The organism is Micromonospora noduli, from assembly GCF_003264475.1.
Lineage (GTDB): Bacteria > Actinomycetota > Actinomycetes > Mycobacteriales > Micromonosporaceae > Micromonospora > Micromonospora noduli.
Genome location: NZ_PYAC01000023.1, coordinates 81,151 through 96,093 on the forward strand (window position 1 = coordinate 81,151; position 14,943 = coordinate 96,093).

11 protein-coding genes and 1 riboswitch are annotated in these 14,943 nt (G+C 70.7%); of the genes, 7 read left to right on the forward strand and 4 right to left on the reverse strand.

Going from position 1 to position 14,943, the window contains the following annotated elements; translation table 11 throughout:
- Window positions 1–83 precede the first annotated feature (83 nt).
- On the reverse strand, window positions 84–1,550 hold the full coding sequence (locus tag MED15_RS22460) for an NAD-dependent malic enzyme (protein ID WP_112586695.1): 1,467 nt from the start codon (window positions 1,548–1,550) through the stop codon (window positions 84–86).
- A 183-nt stretch (window positions 1,551–1,733) separates the two neighbouring features.
- Here MED15_RS22460 and hflX point away from each other — a divergent pair, with 183 nt between their 5' ends.
- Window positions 1,734–3,188 carry a GTPase HflX gene (hflX, locus tag MED15_RS22465; RefSeq protein WP_112586697.1) on the forward strand — a complete coding sequence of 485 codons (1,455 nt, stop codon included), beginning with the start codon at window positions 1,734–1,736 and terminating at the stop codon, window positions 3,186–3,188.
- A gap of 50 nt (window positions 3,189–3,238) precedes the next feature.
- Complete coding sequence (locus MED15_RS22470) at window positions 3,239–5,005, forward strand: hypothetical protein (protein ID WP_112736863.1); 1,767 nt, start codon at window positions 3,239–3,241, stop codon at window positions 5,003–5,005.
- Between the two features lie 75 nt (window positions 5,006–5,080).
- Here the strand turns inward: MED15_RS22470 and lexA are convergent, their stop codons facing one another.
- Complete coding sequence (gene lexA, locus MED15_RS22475; protein ID WP_112586701.1) at window positions 5,081–5,866, reverse strand: transcriptional repressor LexA; 786 nt, start codon at window positions 5,864–5,866, stop codon at window positions 5,081–5,083.
- Window positions 5,867–6,405: 539 nt separating this feature from the next.
- On the opposite strand from lexA, the gene nrdR reads away from it, so the two are divergent.
- Window positions 6,406–6,906: a transcriptional regulator NrdR gene (gene nrdR, locus MED15_RS22480; RefSeq protein ID WP_091400542.1), complete on the forward strand. Its 501-nt coding sequence runs from the start codon at window positions 6,406–6,408 to the stop codon at window positions 6,904–6,906.
- A 67-nt stretch (window positions 6,907–6,973) separates the two neighbouring features.
- The gene (locus tag MED15_RS22485) at window positions 6,974–9,838 is read left to right on the forward strand and encodes a vitamin B12-dependent ribonucleotide reductase (protein ID WP_373861087.1); all 2,865 of its coding nucleotides are present in this window, start codon (window positions 6,974–6,976) and stop codon (window positions 9,836–9,838) included.
- A gap of 72 nt (window positions 9,839–9,910) precedes the next feature.
- Here the strand turns inward: MED15_RS22485 and MED15_RS22490 are convergent, their stop codons facing one another.
- The gene (locus MED15_RS22490) at window positions 9,911–10,810 is read right to left on the reverse strand and encodes a bifunctional 5,10-methylenetetrahydrofolate dehydrogenase/5,10-methenyltetrahydrofolate cyclohydrolase (RefSeq protein WP_112725299.1); all 900 of its coding nucleotides are present in this window, start codon (window positions 10,808–10,810) and stop codon (window positions 9,911–9,913) included.
- A 13-nt stretch (window positions 10,811–10,823) separates the two neighbouring features.
- A riboswitch (ZMP/ZTP riboswitch) is annotated at window positions 10,824–10,905 on the reverse strand.
- Between the two features lie 238 nt (window positions 10,906–11,143).
- Between MED15_RS22490 and MED15_RS22495 the strand changes: the two genes are divergently transcribed.
- Together MED15_RS22495 and MED15_RS22500 are read left to right on the forward strand one after the other, a co-directional pair.
- Window positions 11,144–11,713, forward strand: coding sequence for an RNA polymerase sigma factor (locus MED15_RS22495; RefSeq protein WP_208646707.1), 570 nt, complete (start codon window positions 11,144–11,146; stop codon window positions 11,711–11,713).
- A 10-nt stretch (window positions 11,714–11,723) separates the two neighbouring features.
- Complete coding sequence (locus MED15_RS22500) at window positions 11,724–12,695, forward strand: CU044_5270 family protein (RefSeq protein WP_112725297.1); 972 nt, start codon at window positions 11,724–11,726, stop codon at window positions 12,693–12,695.
- A 34-nt stretch (window positions 12,696–12,729) separates the two neighbouring features.
- Here the strand turns inward: MED15_RS22500 and MED15_RS22505 are convergent, their stop codons facing one another.
- Window positions 12,730–13,842 carry an FAD-dependent monooxygenase gene (locus tag MED15_RS22505; RefSeq protein WP_244220543.1) on the reverse strand — a complete coding sequence of 371 codons (1,113 nt, stop codon included), beginning with the start codon at window positions 13,840–13,842 and terminating at the stop codon, window positions 12,730–12,732.
- A gap of 143 nt (window positions 13,843–13,985) precedes the next feature.
- Between MED15_RS22505 and MED15_RS22510 the strand changes: the two genes are divergently transcribed.
- Window positions 13,986–14,921: a DUF2332 domain-containing protein gene (locus tag MED15_RS22510; RefSeq protein WP_112604478.1), complete on the forward strand. Its 936-nt coding sequence runs from the start codon at window positions 13,986–13,988 to the stop codon at window positions 14,919–14,921.
- Window positions 14,922–14,943 lie beyond the last annotated feature (22 nt).

Below are 14,943 nucleotides of genomic sequence, written 5' to 3' on the forward strand. Positions count from 1 at the left end.
TCAAGAGGTTTGCGTCAAGTTTCGCGTAGTTCCTGACGCAAACCTCTTGATCAACGGCGTGGCCGGTGGGCGGTTCGCGCGCGTTACGGGGTGGCGCTGGCGTTCGCGGCGATCTCGGGGAGGTCGGCGGGGCCGGGGTCGGCGGCCGGGAGCGGGCTCGGGTTGTGCGCGGCGGCGCGCACGGCGGCGGCGACCGCCGGGGCGACCCGGGAGTCGAAGACGCTCGGCACGATCACCGTCGGGTTGATCTTCTCTTCGCCGACCACGTCCGCGATGGCCCGGGCGGCCGCGATGGCCATCTCCTCGGTGAACTCCTCGGCGTGCGCGTCCAGCATGCCGCGGAACACCCCGGGGAACGCGAGCACGTTGTTGATCTGGTTCGGCTGGTCCGAGCGGCCGGTGGCGACCACGGCGGCGTGCTTGCGCGCCTCCCGGGGGTCGACCTCCGGGTCCGGGTTCGCGAGGGCGAAGACGATCGAGTCCTTCGCCATCTGGGCGATGTCGTCGCCGGTGAGCAGGTTCGGCGCGCTGACCCCGATGAACACGTCGGCGCCGCGAATCGCGCCGGGCAGGTCGCCGGAGTAGTTCTCCTTGTTGGTGTTCTCCGCCAGCCACTGCCACGCCGAGTTGAGCCCGGTCAGCCCGCGGTGCAGGGCGCCCTCCCGGTCGTACGCGATGATGTCGCCGACGCCCTGGCGCAGCAGCAGCTTCATGATCGCGGTGCCGGCCGCGCCGGCTCCGGAGACGACCACCCGGACGTCCTCGAGCCGCTTGCCCACCACGCGCAGCGCGTTGGTCAGCGCGGCCAGCACGCAGATCGCGGTGCCGTGCTGGTCGTCGTGGAAAACCGGGATGTCCAGCGCCTCGCGCAGCCGGGCCTCGATCTCGAAGCAGCGCGGCGCGGCGATGTCCTCCAGGTTGATGCCGCCGTAGGCCGGCGCGATCGCCTTGACGATCTGCACGATCTCGTCGGTGTCCTGGGTGTCCAGCACCACCGGCCAGGCGTCCACCCCGCCGAAGCGCTTGAACAGCGCGGCCTTGCCCTCCATCACCGGCAGCGACGCGGCCGGGCCGAGGTTGCCCAGGCCGAGCACCGCCGAGCCGTCGCTGACCACAGCGACGGTGTTGCGCTTGATGGTCAGTCGCCGCGCGTCGGCCGGGTTCTCGGCGATCGCCATGCAGACCCGGGCCACCCCCGGGGTGTACGCGCGCGACAGCTCGTCGCGGTTGCGCAGCGCGACCTTCGAGGTCACCTCGATCTTGCCGCCCAGGTGCAGCAGGAACGTCCGGTCCGACACCTTGCGCACGTCCACGCCGTCCAGCGCGGTCAGCGCGTCGACCACCTGGTCGGCGTGACCGGCGTCGGCGGTGTCGCAGGTCAGGTCGACGATCACGTGGGTCGGGTCCGAGTCCACCACGTCCAGCGCCGTGACGATCGCCCCGGCCTCGCCGACGGAGGTGGTGAGCCGGCCGATCGAGGAGGCGTCCGCGGTCACGGCGATCCGAATGGTGATCGAAAATCCGGCGCTGGGCATTCGGGTGATGGCCACGGGATCCCTCCGTAACGGCTGTGCGGCCGATCGGCCGCCGCCCGCATTTCTACCGGGTTGTCGCGGCCGACCAGCATTCGCCCCCACTTTTGGCGACCTTCACCATGGGCATATAGCAGGTGCGTTCGGCGTTGTGTCATGTCAGGATTACGTTCTACTTATCAAAACGGACAGGAGAACCGCTTGCGAGACCAGGAGAGCTTTGTCCCCGTCGAGGGCGAGCTCGACGACGTCACCACCGGCGAGATGGAGCTGTCGGAGCGGCAGTCCCTCCGACGCGTCCCGGGCCTGTCAACCGAGCTCACCGACGTCACCGAGGTGGAATACCGCCAGCTGCGGCTGGAGCGGGTCGTCCTGGTGGGCGTCTGGACCGAAGGCACCGTCACCGACGCGGAAAACTCGCTGACCGAGCTTGCCGCGCTGGCCGAGACCGCCGGTTCGCAGGTGCTCGAAGGGCTCATCCAGCGTCGTACCCGACCCGACCCGGCCACGTACATCGGCCGTGGCAAGGTCGACGATCTTGGCGCGGTGGTGCTCTCCACCGGCGCCGACACGGTCATCTGTGACGGTGAGCTGTCCCCGTCGCAGCTGCGCAACCTGGAGCAGCGCACCAAGGTCAAGGTCGTCGACCGCACCGCGCTGATCCTCGACATCTTCGCCCAGCACGCCAAGAGCAAGGAAGGTAAGGCGCAGGTCGAGCTGGCCCAGCTCCAATACCTGCTGCCCCGACTGCGCGGTTGGGGTGAGACGCTCTCCCGGCAGACCGGTGGTTCCGGCCGGGGCGGCGGCGCCGGCGGCGGTGTGGGTGTTCGTGGTCCCGGTGAGACCAAGCTGGAGACCGACCGGCGGCGCATCCGTCACCGCATCTCCCGGCTGCGTCGCGAGATCAAGAGCATGAAGACGGTACGCGTGACCAAGCGCACCCGGCGTTCCCGCAACGCCGTTCCTGCGGTCGCCATCGCCGGCTACACCAACGCCGGCAAGTCCAGCCTGCTCAACCGCCTGACCGGTGCGGGCGTGCTGGTGGAGAACGCGCTGTTCGCCACGCTGGACCCGACGACCCGCAAGGCCACCGCCTCGGACGGGCGGCTCTACACCCTCTCCGACACTGTCGGCTTCGTCCGACACCTCCCGCACCAGATCGTCGAGGCGTTCCGCTCGACGCTGGAGGAGGTCGCGGAGGCGGATCTGGTGGTGCACGTCGTGGACGGCACCCACCCGGATCCGGAGGAGCAGGTCCGAGCGGTCCACGCGGTGCTTGCCGAGGTCAGCGCGGACCGGCTCCCCGAGCTGTTGGTGGTCAACAAGACCGACGCGGCCGACGAGGACACTCTGCTGCGGCTCAAGCGGCTCTGGCCGGACGCGATCTTCGTGTCCGCCCACTCCGGGCGCGGCATGGACGAGCTGCGCGCGGCCATCGAGGAGCGGCTGCCGAGTCCGGCCGTGGAGGTCCGGGCCGTGCTGCCGTACGACCGGGGTGACCTGGTGGCTCGGGCGCACCGAACGGGTGAGGTGCTCAGCACGTCGCACCTGCCGGAGGGCACTCTGCTGCACGTCCGCGTCGGCGCGGAGTTGGCGGCGGAGCTGACGGCCTTCGACGTGGAGCGGCAGGGGCAGGCGGCCGGCAGCCGGTCCTGAGCGGCCACGGCGTCATCCACCGGAAACGCGTGGCATGCGACACTGGCCGAATGCGCCGCGTTGTTTCCTCGGTCACGGTTGCCCTCGGCCTGCTCGGGGCAACCGTGGCGCTCGCCGGAGTCGCCGCAGCGGCTCCCGCCCCTGGGGCGTCCGGGCCGCCCGCCGCGAACCCTGGCCAGAAGCGATGCACGATCACCGACGAGCGCCTACGGGAGCTGTCCGGGCTGGTCGCCACCAAGAGTGGCTTCATCGTCATCAACGACGGCACCGACGTCGCGGCGCGCAAGCGGGTGTTCTTCCTCGACAGCAAGTGCAAGATTTCGAAGGAGCCGGTCCGGTACTCGGGCCAGGGTCCGTTCGACACCGAGGATCTCGCCCTGTCCAAGGACGGCCGCACCCTCTGGATCGCCGATACCGGTGACAACCCCGACTCGAAGGAGCGGCGCAGCCGCGTCGCGCTCTGGTCGATGCCGGTCAGCGGTACCAAGGAGCCGACGCTGCACCGGCTCTCCTACCCCGGAGCCAAACCGCACGACGCTGAGGCGTTGCTCATCGGCGACGACGGAAAACCGCTGATCATCACCAAGGTGACCAGCGGCAAGGCCGAGATCTACACGCCGTCGGCGGCCCTCAAGAGCGGCGACACCGACCCGGTGCCGATGCGTAAGGCCGGCGAGATCACGCTGCCGAAGACCCAGACGGAGAACACCCTCAACACGTTCGGCCGGATCGCCATCACCGGCGCATCTCGGGCACCGGACGGCTCCCGGGTGGTCCTGCGCACGTACGCGGACGCCTTCGAGTTCGACGTGACCGGTGGCGACATCGTGGGCGCGCTCACCACCGTCAAGCCGCGGGTGACGCCGCTGGCCGACCCGTTCGGCGAGGCCATCAGCTACACCTCCGACGGAAAGTCGTTCCTCACCGTCTCCGACGCGGGCCGGTTCACCGAAGACGAGCCGCTCGACATCCTCGGTTACACCCCGTCGACGTCGACCGCCGTGCCGCTGGCCGCCGAGGACGGCGCCAAGCCGGCCGCCTCGAAATCCTGGACCGACGGGCTGAGCCTCGACGACATCACGTACCTGGTCGGGGCGGTCGGGCTGATCGGCCTGCTGTTGGTCGCCGCCGGAATCTTCGGCATCGTTCGCGCCCGCCGTCGGCCGCCGACCGCTGACGCGTCCGACCCGTCGGAGCCGGACGGTGAGCCGTTCGGCCCGCACACGGGTCGTGCCGTTGACGGGTTCCCGGCCGACGATGACCGCAGGGGTGGCGTCTACGGGGGCGGCGCTCCGGCCGGCGGCGCGGTCTACGGCGCTGGTGCGGGTCGCGGCGGTCCGGCCCCGGCGGGTGGTGCGGGTCGCGGTGGCCCGGCCCCGGCGGGTGGAGCCGTGTACGGCGGTGGCGGCCGGCCGCCCTCGGCTGACGGTGGCTACGGTGCGCCGCGACCGGACGGCGGCGGTGCTGGCGTCTACGGCGGTGGAGGACGTCCCCCGGCTGGCGGCGGTGGTCGTCCTCCGGCCGGTGGCGGCGGACGTACCCCGGCTGGCGGCGGTGGCCGTCCTCCGGCCAGTGGCGGTGGTCGTCCCCCGGCTGGTGGCGCTGGCCGTCCGCAGGGCGGCGGTGGCCGTCCTGGCGGTGGCGTGTACGGCGGCGACGGCGGTCAGCCCGGTCGCGCGGAGCCGCCCCGGCGCGGAGGGCAGGAGCCCGACTACCGGGCTCAGCGGCCCGGCCGGCGACGCGACGACGACGCGCCCGTGGACCCGTACGGGCAGTATCCCGGGGGCGGTCGCGGTCCCCGAGGCGACCGTTACTGATCGGACGCTGAGGCGCTCACCGGCCAATGACGAGCGGTGCGGGTGAGCGCCGTCGGGCACCCACCCGCCGATCGGTCAGATCCGGCGCAGCACCGCCACGACCCGGCCCATGATGGTGGCGTCATCGCCGGGGATCGGGTCGAAGGCCGGGTTCTGCGGCATCAGCCAGACGTGCCCGTCGCGCCGCCGGTAGGTCTTCACTGTCGCCTCGCCGTCGAGCATGGCGGCCACGATCTCGCCGGAGTCGGCGGTCGGCTGCTGCCGGACGACCACCCAGTCGCCGTCGCAGATCGCCGCGTCGAGCATCGAGTCACCCTTGACCTGGAGCATGAAGACCTCGCCCTCACCCACCAGCTCGCGGGGGAGCGGGAAGATGTCCTCCACGGCCTGCTCGGCGAGGATCGGCCCACCTGCGGCGATCCGACCGAGCATCGGCACGTACGCCGGGGTGGGCCGCTGTGCCCTCGACAGCTCGTCGTCGATCGCCTCGCTGGGGGCGCGGACGTCCACCGCGCGCGGCCGGTTCGGGTCGCGGCGGAGGAAGCCCTTCTTCTCCAGCTCCTTGAGCTGGTAGGCGACGCTGGACGGCGACACCAGGCCGACCGCCTCGCCGATCTCGCGGACGCTCGGCGGGTAGCCGTGGCGCTCCACCCAGTTGCGGATGAACTCCAGGATGCGGCGCTGGCGGGCGGTCAGGTCGACCGTCGCCGGGTCGGGGAAGGTGCTGACCACCGGGGTGACCGCGCGCACGGCGGGCTGGCCCGTCCGGCTGCGCGCGGCGCTGCGGCGTCGGGTGGCCGGGGGGCCCGCCTCGGTGATCTGCTGCGGGCTCTTCGGCCGGCTGGCCCGGTCCTCGGTCACGTCCGTCCTCCCTGGTCGGCGCTGGGTGCCTCGTCGGCTCGTGGTGCGTGCGGTGGTGCCACGTTGTTCATGACCGTATAGGTGAGATCAGTCATTTTCAAACATCTGTACGACCTCTCACCGGCGTGTCGGGGTGAAAAAGCGCTCCGGTCGTACGGATGTTCTGATAAATGGTACGTCAGGTAGCACTGGTGTTCGATCCTGGACCATTTTCCGGCCGTGTTCGGCCGGCTGGCCGGTAACCCGGGCGGCATCGTGACGTTGGGTCTTCGGGCGTTGTGCGGTGCGTGGATGACCGGATGGTCCGTGACGCGCCGGACACGCCGGCCAACTTGACCCGGCTTCCCCAGCGACATACGGTCGACCCCTAGATGTAGTAGTGACACGGGCGTAAGTTGCCTACAGGTTGGGTCTGACTACCTACCGCACTCCCGTAACGTTGATCACGGCGGGCGTCATCCGAGGGTGGCCCCGTCGTGGTGAGTCGTGCCCGGGGGTGTCCGGTCCGCTCGCAGTTGATCATTATTTGGAGGTGGGCGATGCGGTGTCCGTACTGCCGGCACGCTGACTCCCGGGTGGTCGACTCGCGGGAGGCCGACGACGGTCAGCTCATCCGACGGCGGCGGTCCTGCCCGGAGTGCGGCAAGCGGTTCACCACCGTCGAGGAGGCGGTCCTCGCGGTCGTCAAGCGCAGCGGGGTGACCGAGCCGTTCAGTCGCACGAAGATCATCGGCGGGGTGCGTAAGGCGTGCCAGGGCCGGCCGGTGGACGACGACTCACTCGCACTGCTCGCGCAGCGGGTGGAGGAGACGGTCCGGGCCAAGGGGGCCGCCGAGATCCCCAGCCACGACGTGGGCCTGGCGATCCTGGGTCCGCTACGCGACCTGGACGAGATCGCCTACCTGCGGTTCGCCAGCGTCTACCGCTCGTTCGACTCGCTCGCCGACTTCGAGCGCGAGATCGAGACGTTGCGGGCCGCGGCGCGAGCCCGGGAGCAGGGCCGGGCCGATGCGGTTGAGGCCGCCGGCCGTACCAGCTGAGTCTTCACGGTTTTTCAAGAGATTGGGACGCGCGGTGGGTGACCGCGCAGACGAGGGGGGCGACGGCGTGACAACTAGCCGTTCACGAAGCAAGGCAGGCGCGGGGCTGAAGATCGAGCGGGTGTGGACGACCGAGGGGGTCCACCCGTACGACGAGGTCTCCTGGGAGCGCCGTGACGTCGTGATGACGAACTGGCGGGACGGTTCGATCAACTTCGAGCAGCGTGGGGTGGAGTTCCCGGAGTCGTGGAGCGTCAACGCGGCCAACATCGTGACCACCAAGTACTTCCGGGGAGCGGTGGGGACCCCGGAGCGTGAGTGGTCGCTCAAGCAGCTGATCGACCGGGTGGTCACCACCTACCGCACGGCGGGTGAGGAGTACGGCTACTTCGCCAGCCCGGCCGACGCCGAGGTCTTCGCGCACGAGCTGACCTGGATGCTGCTGCACCAGGTGTTCAGCTTCAACTCGCCGGTCTGGTTCAACGTCGGCACGCCGTCGCCGCAGCAGGTTAGCGCCTGCTTCATCCTGGCCGTCGACGACTCGATGGACTCGATCCTGGACTGGTACAAGGAGGAGGGGCTGATCTTCAAGGGCGGCTCCGGCTCCGGAGTCAACCTGTCGCGCATCCGCTCGTCCCGTGAGCTGCTCTCCTCCGGCGGCACCGCCTCCGGCCCGGTCAGCTTCATGCGCGGCGCGGACGCCTCGGCCGGCACCATCAAGTCCGGCGGCGCGACCCGCCGGGCGGCCAAGATGGTCATCCTCGACGTGGACCACCCGGACATCGAGGAGTTCGTGGTCACGAAGGCGCGCGAGGAGGACAAGATCCGCGCGCTGCGTGACGCCGGGTTCGACATGGACCTCGGCGGCTCCGACATCGTCAGCGTGCAGTACCAGAACGCCAACAACTCGGTCCGCGTCTCCGACGAGTTCATGTCGGCGGTCGAGAACGGTAAGGGCTTCGACCTGCGCGGCCGGCTGGACGGCTCGGTGATCGACACCGTCGACGCCAAGAAGCTGTTCCGCACCATCTCCCAGGCCGCCTGGGAGTGCGCCGACCCGGGTCTGCAGTACGACGACACGATCAACGACTGGCACACCTGCCCGGAGACCGGGCGGATCACCGCGTCGAACCCGTGCTCGGAGTACCTGCACCTGGACAACTCCTCGTGCAACCTGGCCTCGCTCAACCTGATGAAGTTCCTCCGCGCCGACGGTGGCTTCGAGGTGGAGAAGTTCGTCAAGTCCGTCGAGTTCGTCATCACCGCGATGGACATCTCGATCTGCTTCGCGGACTTCCCGACCGAGAAGATCGGTGAGACGTCCCGCGCCTACCGGCAGCTCGGCATCGGCTACGCCAACCTGGGCGCCCTGCTGATGGCCACCGGCCTGCCGTACGACTCGGACCAGGGCCGTTCGGTCGCCGCGTCGATCACGTCCCTGATGACCGGCACCGCCTACCGCCGTTCGGCCGAGCTGGCCGGCGTCGTCGGCCCGTACGACGGCTACGCCCGCAACGCCGAGCCGCACAAGCGGGTCATGCGCAAGCACGCCGCGGCCAACGACGAGATCAAGCCGACCAGCCCGGTGGCCACCGCGATCGTCCGCGAGGCGACCAAGCAGTGGACCCAGGGCAACAAGATCGGCGACAAAAACGGTTGGCGCAACGCGCAGGCGAGCGTCCTCGCCCCGACCGGCACGATCGGCTTCATGATGGACTGCGACACGACCGGCGTGGAGCCGGACCTGGCGCTGGTCAAGTTCAAGAAGCTGGTCGGTGGCGGCTCGATGCAGATCGTCAACCAGACGGTGCCGCGCGCCCTGCGCAGCCTCGGCTACCCGGAGGAGCAGGTCGAGGCGATCGTCGAGCACATCGCCGATCACGGCCACGTGGTGGACGCCCCCGGCCTCAAGCCGGAGCACTACCCGGTCTTCGACTGCGCCATGGGGGAGCGGACGATCGCCCCGATGGGTCACGTGCGGATGATGGCGGCCATCCAGCCGTTCGTCTCCGGCGCCATCTCCAAGACGGTCAACATGCCGGAGGCGGCCACCGTCGAGGACGTCGAGAAGATCTACTTCGAGGGCTGGAAGCTCGGCCTCAAGGCGCTGGCGATCTACCGGGACAACTGCAAGGTCGGCCAGCCGCTCTCGGTGGCCAAGTCCAACAAGGCCACCGAGCCGGCCGCCGTCGAGACCGCGCCGGCAACGGTCGAGAAGGTCATCGAGTACCGGCCGGTGCGTAAGCGCCTGCCGAAGAAGCGCCCGTCCGAGACGGTCAGCTTCTCCGTCGGTGGCGCCGAGGGCTACCTGACCGCGTCGTCCTACCCGGACGACGGCCTCGGTGAGGTCTTCCTGAAGATGTCCAAGCAGGGCTCGACCCTGGCCGGCGTGATGGACGCCTTCTCGGTGGCCATCAGCATCGGCCTGCAGTACGGCGTGCCGCTGGAGACGTTCGTCAGCAAGTTCACCAACATGCGCTTCGAGCCGGCCGGCATGACCGACGACCCGGACGTGCGGATGGCGGCCTCGGTGATGGACTACATCTTCCGTCGCCTGGCGCTGGACTTCCTGCCCTACGAGCGTCGCGCCGAGCTGGGCATCTTCACCGCCTCGGAGCGGGCCGCGCAGCTGCGGGCCGAGGCCGACGCGGAGGCCGCCGGCGTCACCGGCGCCGAGCTCACCGCGATGGCGTCGTCCGCGCCGGTGGAGACCCCGGCCAAGCCGGAGGCTGTCGCCCAGCCGGCCCAGGAGATGGCCGACGTGGCCGCCGCCAAGCCGGCTCCGAGCGTGGGTTCCAGCACCGAACTGCTGGAGGCCGTGATCGGCAAGGCCGCCGACGCGCCGCTCTGCTTCACCTGCGGCACGAAGATGCGGCCCGCCGGTAGCTGCTACGTCTGCGAGGGCTGCGGCTCCACCAGCGGCTGCAGCTGACGTACCACCGCACCACCCGCGAGCGCGGCAGGGACCACCTGCCGCGCTCGCGGCGTTTCCGCCCTCCGCTGGTTACTGGTTCGCTCGCTCGGCGGCGCGTACGGCGTTGCGGAACAGCATCGCGACGGTGGTCGGACCGACCCCGCCGACCCGGGGGGTGATGGCGCCGGCGACCTCGGCGCACGCTTCGTCCACGTCCGGCAGGAGCCGCCGCCCGTCGTAGCGGACGCCGGCGCCGATGACGACGGCGCCGGGCTTGACGTGCTCAGGTTGAACGATCCCGGGTACGCCGGCGGCGGCGACGAGGATGTCGGCGCGGCGGGTGTAGCGGGGCCAGTCGGGCACGCCCGTGTGTACGACGGTGACGGCGGCGTTGGCGGTCGGGCGCTTCTGGGCGAGCAGCATGGCCAGGGGGCGGCCAAGAGTTGCACCGCGGCCGAGGATGACGACCTCACGACCGGCGACGGGGATCTCGTAGTACGCCAGGAGGGCTTCGATGCCGGCGGGGGTGCATGGCAGCGGGCCGGGCAGGCCGACGGCGAGACGCCCCATGTTCAGTGGATGCATCCCGTCGACGTCCTTGTCCGGGTCGATGGTCTGCAGCGCCGCGTCGTAGTCCAGATGCCCCGGCACTGGGTACTGCACGAGCAGCCCGTGTACGGCTGGATCGCTGTTGAATCGGGCAATGGCCTGGTGCAGCTCGGCCTGGGTGGCGGTGGCGGGCAGGTGCACGTGCGGGGAGGCGAACCCGAGCGCGGCGGCCTGACGCTGCTTGATGGCGATGTAGCCGGCGCTGGCGTCGTCGTCGCCGACGAGGATGGTGGCGAGGCTCGGTGTGATGCCGCGGCTGCGCAGGCGGGCGGCCGCGTCGGCGGTCTCGGCCAGGACGGCTTCGGCGACGGGTGCACCTGGCAGGAGTCGGGCCGTGCCGGTCGGGGTGTGGTGCTCGGTGGATTCGCTGGTCGTGGTCATGACGGTTCCTCGACGCAGGCGCCCAGGCGGTCGACGCCCGCGAGAGGCTCCCCGATGGTTCCACCATCCCCGTGCCGCCAGTCGCCGGTGCTTCGATAATGCCGCATCACCAGGGCGGTTGCCCAGTTGGACCAGCAGCGCCGCCGCCAGCGCCGGGCCGGCCGCACCGGGGCATGCTGCCGACCATCGATATACCTCACGGTCATATTTATGACCCTGAGGTATACCGCTTGTCGGGATGGTGCCGCCGATGGAAGCCCGGCGGCCAGTTCGGTAACACTCGTGCCCCGCCTTACGAAGAAGGGGTGTGAAGGCTACGAGGGAGGACGGCCTGTGAATGAGCCGAGCCGAGCCGATGATGACATTTCGGGCATCGGAGCCGATCCGGTGGCCTTCGAGGTCTTCTACCGACGGCACCTCGAGGCGGTGGGTCGGTTCGTGGCACGGCGGGTGGACGACCCACACCTCGCCGCCGACCTGACCGCCGACGTGTTCCTGGCGGTGATCGAGTCGGCGGCCGGCTACCGGCCGGAGCGGGGTAGCCAGATCGGCTGGCTGTACGGGGTGGCCCGCAACGTCATCGGCGACGAGCGGCGTCGGGCGGCCCAACGGTTGCGGGTCACCGGCCGACTGGCCGGACGACGGGACCTCGGCCTCGATGACATCGCCCGGATCGAGGAGCGGATCGACGCCGAGTCGGCGGCTCGCCGCACCCATGGGGCGCTGAGCGAGTTGCCCGAGGGCACCCGGACGCTCGTCGAACTCGTCGCCGTGGACGGCCTCACCATCGCGGAGGCGGCGACTGTGCTCGGGATGTCACCGGTCGCCGCTCGGGTCCGCCTGCATCGTGCCCGCCGCGTCGTCCGCGCCGTGCTCGCCCGCCCGGTCACCACCCTCGCCTGAGGAGACGGAGATGACGATGAACGAGACGGAACGGTCGCCGCAGGGTTTCGAGGAGCAGCTCCTCAGGGATCTGACAGCACACGTGGCCCAACGGGCCGAGGTGGCGTCGGCGGCCCGTCCCGCCGGACGACGTACCCGGTTCCTGCGCGGTTGGCGCCTCGTCGGAGCGTTCGGGCTGGCGGTGACGCTGACCGCCGGTGCGTTGGCGGTCCAGACGATCAGGGTGGGCGACCAGCCGCCGCCGACGGCCAGCGCGTCGGAGATCTTCCATCTGGCGGCCGACGCGGCCCGGCAACAGCCGGAGCTCACCGCCCGACCCGATCAGTACGTCTTCACGGAATCCCTGGTGACGATCCGGGACCTGCCAGACAGCGGCCCTTACCAGACCACACGGAACCAACTGTGGCAGTCGGCCGGCGGAGTCGCGTACACGCAGGGACGCTACCGACCGGAGAGCGACCCGAACGGGTGGGGCGAGCTGCGGGTGCTCCGGATGGGCGATGCCGCCGATCCCACTAAGGACCTCGACGCGTTCCAGCCGCCCGCGTACCACGGCGACCTCCCCACCGATCCGGACGAGCTGCTGCGACACCTTCGGGAAAACCCGGTCGACCTGCATCTTCCCGAAGGAGCCGACGAGGAGGCCCTCTACGGGGACGAGAGCATGGTGTACACCACCGCGCGGTGGATGCTCCGCGGCTACGTGCCACCCCGAGCGCTGGCGGCGCTGTTCGAACTGCTGGCACGGGAGCCCGGAGCGGTCGTCATATCGGGCGACGTGGTGGACGCCGCCGGTCGGCATGGGGTGGCGATCCGGATGCCCGGCGTGATCGGTGGCAACGAGGACTTCCTCTTCGACCGCGACACCCACGTCTTCCTCGGCCGTCGTGGGACGGTGGTGCGCGACGGCAAGGAGTCCCTGTACGACTCTGTCGCGCTACTCCGCATCGCAATCGTCGACCGGCCGGGCCAGTTGCCGTGAGCGGCGATGCGCTCGCCCGGCTGCATCCGGCCGGTCAGGGCTGGACGAACAGGGGCCTGTAATTCGACCGGAACATCTGCTCGCCGAGGTGGCGCATCACCAGGTCGCGCAGCGCGGGCGGGAGCCCGGTGGCCTTGTCGCGGCGATGGGTTTGGCTGAGCACCCAGTCGGTACGCGGGCGGCGCCGCGCCTCGTACCCGCGCAGGGCTTCGGCAATGGACCCGGCGGTGGCCAACGACGAGGCGAGCACGACCGCGTCCTCCACTGCCATCGCCGCGCCCTGGGCCATGTTCGGCGAGGTGGCATGGGCGGCGTCGCCGATCAGCAGCACCGGCCCCCGGGACCAGGAGTCGAGCACGACCTCCTGGTTCGGCCCGGCGTGCAGGGTGCTGTCGTCGTAGTCGAGGGCCTTGAGCATGGTGGCCACCGGCTCGGTGAACGTCGCTGCCAGCTCGTCGCGCCAGCCGGGCCGGTCGGCCACCGGGCCGTCGTTGTAGTAGCAGTACGTCTGCTCGGCGCTGATCGGGATGGTCAGGAACTGCCGACCGCGCCCCAACTGCACCGACCAGACCGGCTCGTCGTCGACGCGGGGAGCGACCCACCGGTACGCGTACTGGCCGAGGTCGCGGGCGGCCTGGCCGTCGAAGGCGAGCCGGCGGACCGTCGAGTTAACTCCGTCCGCGCCGAGCACCAGGTCGTACCGTTCGGTGGCACCGTCGTCGAACTCGACGGCGACCTGGTCGCCCTCCGCAAGGAGCGCGACCGGTTGGCGGCCCCAGCGGATCGGGGTGTCGCCGACGCCGGCGAGCAGCGCCCGGTGCAGTTGCGCCCGGGGCAGCGACACGCACGGCCCGACGCCCTGCCACAGCGCGGCCACGTCGATGTCGAAGAGGCGACGTCCGCGCTGGTTGGCGCTGCGCTGCCGGGTGATCTCCACGGAGACGTCGGCGACCGGCTCGGCCAGACCGAGTACGTCGAGCATCCGGGTCGCGTTGCCGGTGAGGTAGATGCCGGTGCCGGAGTCGGTCGGCCCGGGTGCCCGCTCGACCACGTCGACAGTCGCACCCCACTCGCGTAGCGCGGCCACCGTCGCCAGTCCGGCGACACCTCCGCCGACGATCAGTACCCGGATACCGTCACCCCGCACGACACGTTCCTCCCCGTTGCCCCGGCTCGACCCCGCTGAGCTGCTGCTCAGCGGTCCAGCCGCCGCAGCACTCTACGAGGCGGGTGAGCCAACGCACGGGAACGGGGGCTGAAATACCGAGGAATGGGCTGCGACGATGAGGCATGACGACCGCTGAGACGTACGCCGAGTTCGGCAGCCGCGAGGCGCGCGGGGTGTCGCCCACGTATGAGCGCCTGTCGCAGGCCGTCGCCCGCGACGACGACCTGCTCACCCTGCTCGACGGGCTTCCGCCGGCCAAGCGGCAGCCGAATCTCCTGTTCGGTGTCGTTCGCTGGCTCGGCGGCCCGGTCGACGACCCGGCCGCGTTCCACGACCACGTGGTGACGCACTGGCCGGCCATCGAGACGCAGATGCTCACCCGGGCGACCCAGACGAACGAGGCGGGCCGGTGTGCGGTCCTGCTGCCGGTGCTCGCCGCGTTGCCGCAGCCCCTCGCCCTGCTGGAGGTCGGAGCGTCGGCCGGGCTCTGCCTCTACCCCGACCGGTACGCGTACCGCTACGGCGACCATCGGGTCGGCTCCGGTGAGCTGGTCCTCGACTGCGCGGCCGACGGGTTGGCGCCGCCGGCCCGCGTACCCCAGGTGGTGTGGCGGGCCGGCCTGGACCTCAACCCGCTCGACGTGACCGACAGCGACGACGTGTCCTGGTTGGACGCGCTGATCTGGCCGGAGCACGCCCACCGGCGGGCCCGGCTGCGCGCCGCGGCGGCGGTCGCCGCGGCCGACCCGCCGCTGCTGGTCCGCGGCGACCTGGTGGACGACCTGCCGGCGCTGGCCGCGCGGGCGCCGGCCGACGCGACGCTGGTGGTCTTCCACACGTCAGTGCTCTATCAGGTGCCGCCCCCGCGCCGCGACGCGTTCGTCCGGTTGGTCCGCGAGTTGCCGGGGCACTGGGTGGCGAACGAGGGGCCGGAGGTGCTCCGGTACGACGGGCTGCCCGACCCACCGAGCGACGTGCTGCACAACGTCCTCGCCCTCGACGGAAAGCCGCTGGCCTGGGCCAGAGGCCACGGCCAGGCGCTGACCTGGTTCGGCTGACGTCACCAAGCCGCTCTTTCGA